12 protein-coding genes and 1 pseudogene are annotated in these 13,198 nt (G+C 72.3%); 2 read left to right on the top strand and 11 right to left on the bottom strand.

From position 1 onward, the window contains the following. Positions 1-57 precede the first annotated feature (57 nt). A complete protein-coding gene (gene rho, locus ACIQJT_RS11500) occupies positions 58-1,194 on the top strand; it encodes a transcription termination factor Rho (RefSeq protein WP_402642233.1) in 1,137 nt (378 codons plus the stop codon). Between the two features lie 122 nt (positions 1,195-1,316). Further along, a pseudogene (locus ACIQJT_RS11495) lies at positions 1,317-2,144 on the top strand (D-alanyl-D-alanine carboxypeptidase family protein); the annotation flags it as partial. Between the two features lie 83 nt (positions 2,145-2,227). On the opposite strand, the gene ACIQJT_RS11490 reads toward ACIQJT_RS11495, so the two are convergent. From ACIQJT_RS11490 to crcB (ACIQJT_RS11440), 11 genes are all read right to left on the bottom strand, one after another. Further along, the gene (locus tag ACIQJT_RS11490) at positions 2,228-3,589 is read right to left on the bottom strand and encodes a glycosyltransferase 87 family protein (RefSeq protein ID WP_402642230.1); all 1,362 of its coding nucleotides are present in this window, start codon (positions 3,587-3,589) and stop codon (positions 2,228-2,230) included. After that, positions 3,586-4,989 (bottom strand): polyprenol phosphomannose-dependent alpha 1,6 mannosyltransferase MptB, encoded by a 1,404-nt coding sequence (gene mptB / locus ACIQJT_RS11485; protein ID WP_402642228.1) that lies wholly within the window; start codon positions 4,987-4,989, stop codon positions 3,586-3,588. Before mptB ends, ACIQJT_RS11490 begins: the two co-directional genes overlap by 4 nt. Before the next feature lie 108 nt (positions 4,990-5,097). Continuing rightward, entirely contained in the window at positions 5,098-6,036 is a 939-nt protein-coding gene (locus ACIQJT_RS11480; RefSeq protein WP_365449168.1) for a glutaminase, read from the bottom strand. Positions 6,037-6,082: 46 nt separating this feature from the next. Then, positions 6,083-7,495, bottom strand: coding sequence for an aspartate ammonia-lyase (gene aspA, locus ACIQJT_RS11475; RefSeq protein WP_365449166.1), 1,413 nt, complete (start codon positions 7,493-7,495; stop codon positions 6,083-6,085). Between the two features lie 111 nt (positions 7,496-7,606). Continuing rightward, positions 7,607-8,623 carry an asparaginase gene (locus tag ACIQJT_RS11470; protein WP_365449164.1) on the bottom strand — a complete coding sequence of 339 codons (1,017 nt, stop codon included), beginning with the start codon at positions 8,621-8,623 and terminating at the stop codon, positions 7,607-7,609. A 79-nt stretch (positions 8,624-8,702) separates the two neighbouring features. Then, entirely contained in the window at positions 8,703-10,151 is a 1,449-nt protein-coding gene (locus ACIQJT_RS11465; protein ID WP_402642223.1) for an amino acid permease, read from the bottom strand. Beyond that, positions 10,148-10,825 (bottom strand): FadR/GntR family transcriptional regulator, encoded by a 678-nt coding sequence (locus ACIQJT_RS11460; protein WP_053846680.1) that lies wholly within the window; start codon positions 10,823-10,825, stop codon positions 10,148-10,150. Before ACIQJT_RS11460 ends, ACIQJT_RS11465 begins: the two co-directional genes overlap by 4 nt. A gap of 160 nt (positions 10,826-10,985) precedes the next feature. Beyond that, on the bottom strand, positions 10,986-11,822 hold the full coding sequence (locus tag ACIQJT_RS11455; protein ID WP_402642221.1) for an undecaprenyl-diphosphate phosphatase: 837 nt from the start codon (positions 11,820-11,822) through the stop codon (positions 10,986-10,988). A gap of 73 nt (positions 11,823-11,895) precedes the next feature. After that, on the bottom strand, positions 11,896-12,270 hold the full coding sequence (crcB, locus tag ACIQJT_RS11450) for a fluoride efflux transporter CrcB (RefSeq protein ID WP_365449158.1): 375 nt from the start codon (positions 12,268-12,270) through the stop codon (positions 11,896-11,898). Continuing rightward, positions 12,267-12,647: a DUF190 domain-containing protein gene (locus ACIQJT_RS11445; protein ID WP_365449156.1), complete on the bottom strand. Its 381-nt coding sequence runs from the start codon at positions 12,645-12,647 to the stop codon at positions 12,267-12,269. The genes crcB (ACIQJT_RS11450) and ACIQJT_RS11445 overlap by 4 nt, the downstream gene beginning before the upstream one ends. Then, complete coding sequence (gene crcB / locus ACIQJT_RS11440; RefSeq protein ID WP_402642217.1) at positions 12,644-13,099, bottom strand: fluoride efflux transporter CrcB; 456 nt, start codon at positions 13,097-13,099, stop codon at positions 12,644-12,646. The genes ACIQJT_RS11445 and crcB (ACIQJT_RS11440) overlap by 4 nt, the downstream gene beginning before the upstream one ends. Between the last annotated feature and the right edge of the window lie 99 nt (positions 13,100-13,198).

Genomic DNA, 13,198 nt, shown 5'->3' with positions numbered 1-13,198 from the left:
CTTCCTCCCTCCCTTCCGCATGTCCCGTGCCTTCCGTCCTCGAAAGGACAGACCACCATGACGACCACTCTCGAAACCCCTCCGGTCCAGCAGCAGCCCCCGGTCCGCGCCGTCACCGGCGTCCTCGACATCGACGCCGGCGGCAAGGGTCACCTGCGCGCCCCGGACCTGCTGCCCTCGCCCTCCGACCTCCAGGTCTCCCCCGCCCTGATCCGCAGGTACGGCCTGCGCAAGGGGGACGTCGTCGACGGGGTGCGCGGCACCCAGCGCGCCCTCACCGAGGTCGCCCGTGTCAACGGCCACGGCCCCGACCGGGGCCGTCGCGCCTTCCACGACCTCACACCGCTGCACCCGCGCGAGCGGATCCGGCTGGAACACCCGGCGTCCGGCCTGACCGGGCGGGTCGCCGATCTGATCGCGCCCGTCGGCAAGGGCCAGCGCGGGCTGATCGTGGCCCCGCCCAAGACCGGCAAGACGGTCCTGCTCCAGCAGATCGCGGCCGCCGTCGCCGACAACCACCCCGAGTGCCGGCTGATGGTGGTGCTGCTCGACGAACGCCCCGAGGAGGTCACCGACATGCGGCGCTCCGTGCGCGGTGACGTGTACGCCTCGACGTTCGACCGCACGCCCAGGCAGCACATCGCGCTCGCCGAGCTGGTGATCGAGCGGGCCAAGCGGCTCGTCGAGGCCGGCGAGGACGTCGTGATCCTGCTCGACTCCCTGACCCGGCTGTGCCGGGCCCACAACAACGCGGCCTCCGGCAACGGCCGCACCCTGAGCGGCGGCGTCGACGCGACCGCGCTGATCGGACCGAAGAAGTTCTTCGGCGCCGCCCGGCTCGCCGAGGAGGGCGGCTCGCTCACCGTCCTCGCCACCGCCCTGGTGGAGACCGGCTCACGCGCCGACGACTTCTACTTCGAGGAGCTGAAGAGCACCGGCAACATGGAGCTGCGCCTGGACCGCGAACTCGCCTCCCGCCGCGTCTTCCCGGCCGTGGCGGTCAACCCCTCCGGTACCCGCCGCGAGGAACTCCTGCTGACCCCGGCGGAGTTGACCGCCGTACGCGGCCTGCGGCGGGCGCTTCAGAACGGCGACGGCCAGGGCAACCTGGAGACGCTCCTGCAGCGGATGCGCGAGACGCCGGACAACGCGACCTTCCTGCGGCGGATCCAGCCGACCCTGCCCGCCGGCTGACGGACCATCGCCTGCCTGCTGATCGCCCGCCTGCTGACGGACCATCCCCCGTTTGGGTGCTCACGCGTCCCGCACGGCCCGGGCAGCACGGTGCACGGCCCGTCCGTTCCTAGCTTTGCGGTATGACTATCGGATTTCCCTCCCGGGTTGCCGTCTCGGTCTGCGCCCTGTGCATGACGGGACTGCTGGTGTCCGCCCCCGCGACGGCGGCCGCGCACACGGGCTCCGACCCCGGCGCGCCACCGGCCGCCGCCGCGTCGCCCGCCCTGCTGTACCGCTCCGGCGTCCAGGTCCGGCCGCACCGGGGCGCGCCCCGGGTCCCCGACGTGTCCGCCCTGTCGTGGGTGGTGGCCGACGCCGACAGCGGGGAGGTCCTCGCGGCACACGACGCCCACCGCCGGCTGCCGCCCGCAAGCACGCTCAAGACCCTGTTCGCCCTGACCGTGCTGCCGGTGCTGCCCGGCGGGCTCCGGCACACGGTCGCCGAGAGCGAACTCGCGGACATCGGGCCCGGCAGCAGTCTCGTCGGCGTCGCCGAGGGACGGACCTACCGGGTGGCCGACCTGTGGCGCGGGGTCTTCCTCAACTCCGGCAACGACGCCGTGCACGTCCTGGCCGGGCTCAGCGGCGGCTGGACCACGACGGCCGCCCGGATGCAGGCCAAGGCGCGCGCCCTGGGTGCCCTGGACACCCAGGTGCGCTCCCCCGACGGCTACGACACCCCGGGCCAGGTCTCCTCGGCGTACGACCTCGCGGTCTTCGGCCGGGCGGGGCTGCGCAACGCGGACTTCGCGCGGTACTGCGGCACCGCCGAGGCCACCTTCCCCGGCCGGGGCGGATGGCGGTACGGGATCCGCAACACCAACCGGCTGCTGACCGGCGCCGACGGCGTGGAGCCCTACTACGGGCTGATCGGGATCAAGAACGGCTACACGAGCCACGCGGGCAACACACTCGTGGCCGCCGCCCGCCGGGGCGACCGGACGCTCGTCGTGACGGTGATGAACCCTCAGTCGGGCGGCGGCTTCGCGGTCTACGAGGAGGCGCGCGCGCTGCTGGACTGGGGGTTCGGCGCGGCCGGGCGGGTGGAGCCGGTGGGCTCGCTGGACGCGCTCCGGGCGAAGCCGCAGCCGGGGCCCGAGGCCACGCCGGTCGCGGCAGCGGCGCCGGTGTCACCGGAGCACAAGGGGCCCGGCTGGCTGGAGACCTGGGCCGTCCTGGGCGCCGCCGGACTCGGTGCGGGCTCGATGGCGTTGGCGCTGCGGGCCCGGTTCGGGCGGTCGGCGCGCGACTGACCGGCCGGCAGCCACAGGAGCAGCCCGAGCGTGATCCACGTGTACGTGTTGGCGCCGAGGAGGCCGTCGACGCCGGACGCGTCGTCGAACCACAGCCAGACCACGCTGGTGCACAGCACGGCGTACAGGGCGCCCGCGATCCGCGGGTGCCCTGCGCGCACGAGAACGGCGAAGGACGGCAGCAGCCACACGAGGTGGTGCACCCAGGTGATCGGGCTGACCAGGCAGGCGGTCAGCCCGGTCAGCGCGAACGCGGCCGCCCAGTCGCCGGCCACCGTGGCCCGCCGGGCCCGTACGGCCCACACGCCCAGGGTCAGCAGCACGGCCACCGCCCACACCGCGCGGTCCGTCTCCCCGAGCCGGGCCAGGACGCCCTGCAGGGACTGGTTCGAGACGTAGTCCAGGCGGCCCACCCGGGACGTGTCCCACATCGCGTCGGTCCAGTAGAACCGCGAGGCGTCCGGCGCCGCGACGGCCGCGAACCCCGTCGCCGCCAGGGACACCACCGTGGCGACCGCCGCCGCCCGCCATCGCCGGGCGACGAGGAGCAGGCCGATGAAGAGGGCCGGCGTGAGCTTCACCGCGGCGGCCAGTCCGATCCCGGCACCGGCCCACCGCTCCCGGCCGGTGGCCAGCAGCCGCGCGTCGACCAGGACCAGGGCCAGCAGCAGAAGGTTGACCTGGCCGAAGCTGAAGGTGTCGCGCAGCGGCTCGAACAGCGCGAGCACGCAGGCGCCCAGGACGCAGCCGTACCAGCCGTAGCGCCGCCAGGCCCGGCCGGTGAGCAGCCGCACGACCACGGCCAGCGCCCCCAGGTTCAGCAGCAGGCCGACCGCGATCGCGGGGCGCAGGCCCAGCAGGGCCATCGGCGCCATGGCGACGGCCGCGAACGGCGGGTAGGTGAAGCCGTACGCCGTCCCCGGCACCCGGTAGTCGTAGAGCCGGCCGCCGTGGTGGACCCAGGAGTCGACGGCTCCGTGGTAGACGCGCAGGTCGAACCAGTCGCGCAGGAGCGGCACGGTCGCCGTGAAGACGGTGACGGCGGCGACGGCGGCGAGGGCCGTCAGCAGCCGGCCGCGGTCCGTGCCCGGCGCCCTCATGCCGGGCGTCCCGTCGCGGGGGCCCGGACCGTCTGATGCGCCTGGACGAGCACCACCAGGGCGAGCACGCCCCCGGAGACGGCGAGGACGAGTTGCCCGGCGTCGGCCGGGCCGCCGCTCGGGAGGGTGGCGAGCGCGAGCACACCCGTCACGGCGGCCACCCGGTGCCGTACGGAGGCGCTGGGAGCGGCGGCCGCTATGAGGAACAGGCCCCACAGGGCGTACCAGGGCCGGATCGCCGGGCCGAGGGCGGCGACGACGGCCAGGCTCAGGCCGAGGGCGTAGACGGGTCGGGGGCGCAGCCGCAGCCATATGTGGCCGATGAGGGCCAGGGCGGCCGTCACGCCGAGCGCGTGCCAGGCCGGGACGGCGAGCGGGGCCAGGTCGCTGCCTAGGCGCTCCAGCAGGGTTTCGGTGGCGCCGCCGAGGAGACTGGTGAGTGCCCAGTTCCCGGACGACACCGGGGTGTCGAGGGCGCCGATCCAGCCGTAGCCGGTGCCCGTGACGGCTGTCGCGGCGACGGTGGTCGCGGCGGCCGAGGCGAGGACCGTGAGGACGGCTCTCGCCGGTCGGTCGCCGGCCCGGACGCGGAGCACGACGATCGCGGCGAGTCCCAGGACGGCGGGCACCTTGACGAGGGCGGCGAGCGTCACGAGCACCGCGCCCAGGAGCGGCCGGCGGCCGAGGGCGGCGACCAGGCCGAGGCCGAGCAGACCGAGCATGACCGCGTCGTTGTGGGCGCCCGCGACCAGGTGGAGCAGCACGAGCGGGTTGAGGGCTCCGAGCCAGAGCGCCGCGACCGGGTCGGCGCCGCTGTGGCGGGCCAGCCGGGGCAGGACGGCCGCCATCAGGGCCACGCCGAGCAGGGCGACGAGACGCATCCCGAGCAGTCCGGCGGGGAGTTCACCGCGGGACGCCTTGGCCAGCGCGGAGGCCACCCCCACGAACACCGGACCGTACGGGGCCGCCGTGTCGCGCCACATGGGGGCGACCTCGGCGGCGAGGGGGCCGCCGAGCAGGGCGGGTCCGTGGGCGTAGACGTCCATGTGGGCGTCGGCCATGGCGCCCTGGGCGAGGTAGCTGTAGACGTCCCGGCTGAACAGGGGCGGGGCGAGCAGCAGCGGGAGCGACCAGACGACGAGGACGGCCATGAGCTCGCGCGGACCGGGCCGCTCGTCCGGGGCGCGCACCAGGCGGCCGAGGAGCAGCCAGGCCGCGATCAGCAGGACGAGGCCGAAGTAGGCGCCGACCAGGCCGAGGGCCGCCCGGGGCGAGGCGGGGGCGAGGAGTTCGCGGACGGGGAGGGCGCCCGCTGTCTCACCACCGGCGGCTAGGAAGGCGGTGCCGACCAGACCGAGGACCTGGCAGCGGCGGAGATCGACGGGGACGTTGACCGGCACGTCGGCAGCGTGGCAGTCGTGGGTGGCCGGAAGACGACGCGGCGGCGACCGGTCCGTGACGGGTGCGTGGTCGGTCGCGCGCCCGTCTCGGAACGGTCGCGCCCCGGCTCAGAACACGGAGAGGCCCGTCAGCGTCGTGAACCTGTCCAGCGCCGCCACCCCCGCCACCGAGTTGCCGCGCTCGTCCAGGCCCGGACTCCACACGCAGAGCGTGCAGCGGCCCGGCACGACCGCGATGATCCCGCCGCCCACTCCGCTCTTGCCGGGCAGCCCGACCCGGTAGGCGAAGTCGCCGGCCGCGTCGTACGTGCCGCAGGTGAGCATGATCGCGTTGACCTGCTTGGCCTGGCTGCGGGTGAGCAGGCGGCTGTCGTCGGCGCGGATGCCGTGCCGGGCCAGGAAACCGGTGGCGAGGGCCAGGTCGGCGCAGGACGCCCGGACCGAGCACTGACGGAAGTACTGGTCGAGCAGGACCGGGATGTCGTTGTCGATGTTGCCGTAGGCGGCCATGAAGTGGGCCAGGGCGGCGTTGCGGTCGCCGTGGGAGGCCTCGGAGGCGGCCACCTCCTCGTCGAAGTCCAGGCCCGGGTTGCCGCTCTCCGCGCGCAGGAACGACAGGAGCTCGCCCGCCGCGTCCCCGGTACGGGTCTGGAGGCGGTCGGTGACGACGAGGGCGCCCGCGTTGATGAACGGGTTGCGCGGGATGCCGTTCTCGTACTCGAGCTGCACCAGCGAGTTGAAGGGGTTGCCGGAGGGTTCGCGGCCCACGTGCTCCCAGAGTTCGTCGCCCTCGCGGGCCAGGTCGAGGGCGAGGGTGAAGACCTTGGTGATGGACTGGGTGGAGAAGGGCTCGCGCCAGTCCCCCACGCCGTACACCGTGCCGTCCAGCTCCGCGACGGCCATGCCGAAGCTGCGCGGGTCGCAGGCGGCGAGCGCCGGGATGTAGTCGGCGGCGCGGCCGCGGCCCGGAGTGCGGCCGATCTCCTCGGCGATGCGCTCCAGGACCGGCTGGAAGGTGAGCGACGACGTCGTTGCCATGATCACCATTGTGCCTGCGGGCCGGTCCTGGCGCGTGTCCTCCCGGGTGGGGCCGTCAGGCCAGGGGGGAGCCGCTGCCCGCGAGGATCTCCGGGCGCAGGAGTTCGGTGAGCGTCTCGGCGGGCAACAGGCCCTTCTCCAGGACGAGTTCGGCCACCCCGCGGCCGGTGGCGAGGGCTTCCTTGGCGATGTCGGTGGCGGCCGTGTACCCGATGTGCGGGTTGAGGGCGGTGACCAGGCCGATGGAGTTCTCCACCGTCCGGCGCAGTGCCTCGGTGTTGGCGGTGACGCCCTCCACGCAGCGCTCGGCCAGCGTCAGACAGGCCGCCCGCAGGTGGGTGATCGACTCCGACAGGGAGTGCAGGATGACCGGCTCGAAGGCGTTGAGCTGGAGCTGTCCGGCCTCGGCGGCCATGGTGATGGTGACGTCGTTGCCGATCACCTCGAAGGCGACCTGGTTGACGACCTCGGGGATCACCGGATTGACCTTGCCGGGCATGATCGACGAACCGGCCTGCACGGGCGGCAGGTTGATCTCCCCGAGACCGGCCCGCGGCCCCGACGACAGCAGCCGCAGATCGTTGCAGGTCTTGCTCAGCTTGACCGCGATCCGCTTCAGCACGCCGGACATCTGGACGAACGCGCCGCAGTCCTGGGTGGCCTCGACCAGGTTGGCGGCGGTGACCAGCGGCAGCCCGGTGATGGCGGCGAGGTGGCGGCGGGCCGACTCGGCGTACCCGGCAGGAGCATTGAGTCCGGTCCCGATGGCCGTGGCTCCGAGGTTGATCTCATGGATCAACTCGACGGCCTCGTCAAGACGGGACCGGTCCTCGCCCATCATGACCGCGTACGCGGAGAACTCTTGACCCAGCGTCATGGGCACCGCGTCCTGCAACTGTGTACGGCCCATCTTGAGCACATCGCGGAACTCGACGGCCTTGCGGGCGAAGGAGTCCTGAAGTACAGCCATCGCCTTCAGCAGTCCACGCACCGCGTAGACCGTCGCTATCTTGACGGCGGTCGGGTAGACGTCGTTGGTCGACTGCCCCAGGTTGACGTCCTCGTTGGGGTGCAGGAACGAGTACTGCCCCTTCCGGTGCCCCAGCAGTTCCAACGCCCGGTTGGCGATCACCTCGTTGGCGTTCATGTTCGTGGAGGTGCCGGCCCCGCCCTGGATCACGTCGACCACGAACTGGTCGTGCAGCTTCCCGTCCCGGATCTCACGGCAGGCCTCGACGATCGCGGCCGCCTTCCTCGCCTCCAGCAGCCCCAGCTCCTCGTTGGCCAGTGCGGCGGCCTCCTTGACGGCGGCCAGCGCCTCGACCAGGTGGGGATAGGTGGAGATCGGGGTGCCGGTGATGGGGAAGTTCTCGGTGGCCCGCAGGGTGTGCACACCCCAGTAGGCGTCCGCGGGAACATCCCGGTCACCCAGCAGATCGTGCTCACGGCGACTGACGGCGGCGGTCATGAGGGTGTCCTTCTTCCGAGAGGGGCTCAGGTGAGTGCTTTGAGGGGCGCGGGGAACTGCGCGACGAGCCACACCGGCCCGCAGTCGCCCTGCGCGGGATTCCGGCTGCTTCTAGGCGCAGGCAGGCACGGCAAGGGGCTCCAGCGAACGAACGGGCCGCACACGCCCGACCTCGACACCACCCCCGAGCAGCGCCTCGCCCTGGAACCGCGTGAGCAGATCCGGCGAGACCCCGGCCCACGCGAGCGCCGCCGCGGCGACCGGCACCCGCGCCCGGTCCGCCCCGTCGGAGATCTTGACGGCGACGGCCCGACCGTCGGGCAGCGCGGCGACCTGCACGCCCTCGAAGCCGTCCTTGGCGAGCAGCCCCGGCACGGCCTTCATCAGCTCGGCCACGTCCCGCCCCGCCCCGGACGCCATCTCCGCATGCGCACGCATCGCGTCGGCGACCCGGGCCTCCGGCGTACCGGGGGCCGCCGAGGTGATCCGTGCGGCGGCGCGGGCGAGGCCGTGCAGCGAGACGGAGAACAGGGGCGCACCGCAGCCGTCGACGGTCACGCGCGCGATCCGCTGTCCGGTGAGGTCCTCGACGATCTCGGCGATCGCCTGCTGGAGCGGGTGCCCGGGGTCGAGGTAGCCCTCCAGCGGCCAGTCGTTGAGCACGCACGTGTACAGCATCGCCGCGTGCTTGCCGGAGCAGTTCTGGGCGAGCCGGGACGGTCCGCGCCCGTCCCGGATCCAGGTGTCCCGTACGGCCGGGCCGAACGGCATGTCGGGGACATTGCGCAGGGTGTCCTCCGAGAGGCCCGCCAGCTCCAGAATCCGCCGGGTTCCGGCGAGGTGGCGTTCCTCGCCGGAGTGGCTGGCCGCGGCGAGCGAGAGGAGCTCTCCGTCGAGGGGCAGCCCGGCCCGGACCATGGCGACGGCCTGGACCGGCTTGAGCGCGGACCGCGGATAGAACGCGGCCTCGATGTCGCCGAGTTGGAAGCGGACGTTCCCGTCGCCGTCCAGGACGACGACGGAACCGTAGTGGGTGCCCTCGATCAGCCCGCCGCGGATGAGGTGGGCGACGGGGGCGTGGAGGGGCTCACGGACCAGGGGTGCGGCCGCGACGGAACTGCTGTACATCACTTCCTGCTTCTCCGGGGACGCCACGCGGGTCACGCGTGCGTGCCGGTCGGTTCGGGCTGGGGACGCGCGCGGGCTGTCACGCGCCGGTCGGTTCGTTCTCGGTGGAGGTGCGGGAGACCCGGCCGCGGACGGCGAACCATCCGGCGACCAGGGCCGCGACGATCAGCGGGAGGCACAGCACGGTGGTGCGCCCCGCGCCGCCGTCGGCGTACATGAGGACCAGGACGGAGGCGAGGAAGGCCAGCGTCACGAGTTCGGTCCAGGGGGAGCCCGGCATTCGGTAGCCGGGGCGGGTCAGGTCGCCCTTCTCGGTCCGCTGCCAGAAGAGCAGGTGACAGACCATGATCATGCCCCAGGTGGCGAGGATGCCGAGGGCGGCGAAGTTCAGCACGATCTCGAACGCGTCGGCGGGGACGACGTAGTTGAGGCCGACGCCGAGGACGCAGACGCCGCTGGTGAGCAGGATGCCGCCGTAGGGGACCCGGCTGCGGCTCATCACGCCCGTGAACCTGGGCGCCGAGCCGGACACCGCCATCGAGCGCAGGATGCGCCCTGTGGAGTAGAGGCCGGAGTTGAGCGAGGACATGGCCGCGGTGAGGACGACGAGGTTCATCACGCCGCCGGCCGCCGGGATGCCGATGTTGGACAGGACGGTCACGAAGGGGCTCTCGCCGCCCGTGTACTTGTTCCAGGGCAGCAGCATCGACAGCAGGAGGACGGAGCCGACGTAGAAGAGGCCGACGCGCCACATGATCGAGTTGATCGCCTTGGGCATGATCTTCTCGGGGTTCTCGGTCTCGCCCGCGGCGACGCCGACCAGTTCGACGGAGGCGTAGGCGAAGACGACGCCCTGGATGATCAGCAGCATCGGGAGCAGGCCGTTGGGGAAGACGCCGCCGTTGCCGGTGATCAGTGCCGGGCCGGGGTGGTGGCCGTCGATCGGGTGCTGGGTGGCCAGCAGGAAGAGGCCGATCAGCATGAACGCCACGAGCGCGCCCACCTTGATGATGGCGAACCAGAACTCCAGCTCGCCGAACATCTTCACCGAGATGAGGTTGACGGTGAGGACGACGGCGAGCGCGATCAGGGCGATCACCCACTGGGGGATGTCGGAGAACATGCCCCAGTAGTGGGTGTAGAGCGCGACGGCGGTGATGTCGGCGATTCCGGTGGTGGCCCAGTTGAGGAAGTACATCCAGCCGGCGGCGTAGGCGCCCTTCTCGCCGAGGAACTCCCGGGCGTACGACACGAAGGCCCCGGAGGACGGGCGGTACAGGACGAGTTCGCCGAGGGCGCGGACGACGAGGAAGGCGAAGACGCCGCAGACCGCGTAGGCGATGAACAGGGAGGGGCCGGCGTCGGCGAGGCGGCCGCCGGCGCCGAGGAAGAGACCGGTGCCGATCGCGCCGCCGATGGCGATCATGTTGACGTGCCGGGACTTGAGGGACTTGCTGTAGCCGTCGTCTCCGGCGTCGACATGGCCGGAACGTTTCTGCACCCCATCGTGCAGGGACTGCTCGCTCACGCCTCTGATCCGCCTTCCGTGGAACTGTCCGTGCGCGGGGAACGCACGATGTCGGTGAGGGTGGTCTCGACGCGGTCGAGGTGGTGGGACATCGCCTCCACCGCGTCGTGCTCGGAACCGTCGATCAGCGCCTCGACGATCGCGCGGTGCTCGCGGTTGGACTGCTCCCGGCGGCCGCCCAGTTCGTTGAGGAAGGCCGACTGACGCGCCAGTGCGTCCCGGATCTCCTCGATGACCCGGCGGAAGACCGGGTTCTGGGCGGCCTCGGCCACGGCGAGGTGGAAGAGCGTGTCCATGGCGACCCAGGCCGTGGTGTCGGTCTCGCGTTCCATCCGGTCCAGGAGGTGGGCCAGGTGGTCCAGGTTCTCCGGGGTGCGGCGCCGGGCCGCGTACCCGGCGACCGGGATCTCGACGTGGCGGCGCACCTCCAGCAGGTCGCTGGCCGCGTAGTCGCCGAAGGTGGGGTCCTCCACCGCGTTGGCCACCACGAAGGTGCCCTTGCCGGTCTTGGAGACGGTCAGGCCCATGGTCTGGAGGGCCCTGAGGGCCTCGCGCAGCACGGGCCGGCTGATCTCCAGGGTGCGGCAGAGCTCCGCCTCGGAGGGGAGCTTGTCGCCGATGGCGTACTCCCCGCGCTCGATGGCGCCGCGCAGGTGCGCCAGCACCGCCTCCATGGCGCTGACACGCCTCGGCGGCTGACTGGCTGTCCGGCTGTCTGACAGGTTCACGGGAGTGATACTCCGGGCGGCGGGAGGGTGCTGTCAAGGGGCCGGGGCTACGGGGTGCGAGGTGCGGGAGCCGCCTCGCACCCCCATGGCGGCCGGCGGTGGCGGGTCAGCTCGAAAGCGTCCCCGTGGCCAGGAGGCCGAAGAGCAGCAGGCCCACGACGATCCGGTAGATGACGAAGGCGTTGAAGGAGTGCTTGGCGACGAACTTCAGCAGCCAGGCGATGGAGGCGTAGGCCACGACGAAGGAGACGGCCGTGCCGGCGGCCAGCGGGGCCGCGCCGACGCCCGCGCCCAGGGCGTCCTTGAGCTCGTAGATGCCGGCGCCGGTGAGGGCCGGGATGCCGAGGAAGAAGGAGAGGCGGGTGGCGGCCACCCGGTCGAGGTCCAGGATCAGGGCCGTGGACATGGTGGCTCCGGAGCGGGAGAAGCCGGGGAACAGCAGGGCCAGGATCTGCGAGCTGCCGACCAGCATCGCGTCCTTGAACGAGGTGTCGTCCTCACCGCGCTTGTGCCGGCCCATCTGGTCCGCCGCCCACATCACACCGCTGCCGGCGATCAGGGAGCCCGCGACCACCCACAGGGAGGCGAGCGGCCCCTCGATGAGCGGCTTGGCGGCGAGCCCGACGACGACGATCGGGACGGTCGCGGCGATCACCCACCAGGCGAACTTGTAGTCGTGGTGGTAGCGCTCCTCCTTGTGGACGAGCCCTCTCCCCCACGCCGAGACGATCCGCACGATGTCCTTGAAGAAGTACACGAGCACGGCGGCGATGGCGCCGACCTGGATGACGGCCGAGAACCCGACGACGGCGTCGTCGTCGACGGGGATGTTCATCAGCCCCTCGACGATCTTCAGATGGCCGGTGGAGGAGACGGGGAGGAACTCGGTCACTCCCTCGACGGCTCCGAGGACGACGGCCTGACCGACGCTGATGACGCTCATGGGATCCAGTTCTTCTCAGGGGAAGGCAGGTGCGGAGGGCACAGTCTTACTACACGCGGACAAGCGTCGAGGCTTACGTCCACACCGCCTGCGCCAGCGCCACTCCCGCGAAGGCCGCCCCGAGTCCGGCCACCACACTGGCGGCCACGTTGGCCACGGCGTACAGGCGTGCCCCGGTCCCGGCGAGCCGGAGGGTCTCGTAGGAGAAGGTCGAGTACGTCGTCAGGGCCCCGCACAGGCCGGTGCCCAGGAGAAGCCGGAGGTGGGATCCGGCCGCCCCGGCGGCGGCGGCGCCGGTGAGCAGGCCGAGGACCAGACAGCCCGTGACGTTGACGGCGAAGGTGCCCCAGGGGAAGACCGAGTCGTGGCGGGACTGCACCGCGCGGTCGGTGAGGTAGCGCAGCGGTGCGCCGACCATGGCACCCATGACGACCAGCAGCCAGTTCACAACGACTTCTTACCCTTCGCGTCCGCTATGTCCTGGTTCCCGTCGCGGCCCACGTACCGGATGACCTCGCAGTCCTCGAGGGTCACCAGGCCCTCGGTGACGAGTTCGTCGAGCTGCGGCAGGAACTCCCGTACGCGTGACTCCGTGTCGACGATGACGACGGCCACCGGCAGGTCCTCGCTGAGGGACAGCAGCCGGGAGGTGTGGATCAGGGAGGACGCGCCGAAGCCCTCGACGCCGCGGAAGACACTGGCCCCGGCGAGCCCCGCGGCGTGGGCGCGGTGCACGATCTCGGCGTAGAGGGGCTTGTGGTGCCAGGTGTCGTTCTCGCCGATGTGGACGGTCAGGCGCAGGGCGCTCCCGGTCAGCCTCGTCATGGCTGCCTCCGCTTCAGGACGCGGCGGGTCGCCGTGGACGCCAGCCACACCGCGGTGAGGGCCGCGAGCAGGGTCGCGGCGAGATAGGCCAGGCCCGTGCCGGCCCGTCCGTGGTCCACGAGTGTCTGGATGTCGACGGCGTAGGTCGAGAAGGTGGTGAAGCCGCCCAGGACCCCGGTGCCGAAGAAGGGCCGGACCAGGCGGTGGACGGCCCGCATGTCCGTGATGACGGCCATGAACACCCCGATGACCGCGCAGCCGACGACGTTGGTCCAGAAGGTCGCCCAGGGGAATCCGCCGGGCGGGGTGGGCCAGTGGAGGGCGAGCGCGTACCGGGCCGTCGCGCCCAGGGCGCCGCCGAGCGCGACCACGGCGACCACGGGTGCCTGGCCGCGCCACAGGGACGGACGCGCGGGTCCGGCGGGGGCACGCACACTCTGGGGGGCTGTCATGGTCGTGTCTCTCCTACTCGCCGGGGCCCGGGTGCACGGGCGCGCTCCATCGCAAGTAGGGACCGTTGGCGGCGCCTTCGCCGCGGTTCGGGTACGGCG

Origin of the sequence: Streptomyces sp. NPDC091972, from assembly GCF_044756385.1 — a bacterium.
Lineage (GTDB): Bacteria > Actinomycetota > Actinomycetes > Streptomycetales > Streptomycetaceae > Streptomyces.
The sequence above is the reverse complement of the archived record's forward strand: the minus strand, read 5'-3'. Positions and strand labels throughout refer to the sequence as shown.